Annotated in this window: 1 pseudogene; it reads right to left on the bottom strand. The window is 61.7% G+C overall.

Annotated elements, in window-relative coordinates:
- Window positions 1–74: 74 nt before the first annotated feature.
- Window positions 75–152 (bottom strand): annotated as a pseudogene (locus ASG67_RS19915) (DNA polymerase); the annotation flags it as partial.
- Between the last annotated feature and the right edge of the window lie 146 nt (window positions 153–298).

Here is a 298-nt window from a genome sequence, read left to right as displayed (position 1 = left end):
TAAGGTCCTCCCGGCCGAGAATGTCGATCTCGGCGAGCGGCACGCCCGGCATCGCGGCAACGATCTGCGCCTTCAACGAAGGCGTCGCGGATCTGGCGGCCGACCTCGGTGCGGATCGGGATGTTCTGGAGATTGGGCTCGGTGGACGACGATGTCGAGTTGCCCGCCGATTTCACCGATCCGTTCGTGGCGCTGTCCGAATATGCCGATCTGAAGCGGGATGACGTAGTTCATCAACCCGGTCACCAGCGGCATCGCCACGAAAAAGATCATGATGACGCCGTGGGCAGTAAACACC

The sequence above is a fragment of the Sphingomonas sp. Leaf339 genome (assembly GCF_001426195.1).
In the GTDB taxonomy this organism is placed as follows: Bacteria; Pseudomonadota; Alphaproteobacteria; order Sphingomonadales; family Sphingomonadaceae; genus Sphingomonas.
The sequence above is the reverse complement of the archived record's forward strand: the minus strand, read 5'-3'. Positions and strand labels throughout refer to the sequence as shown.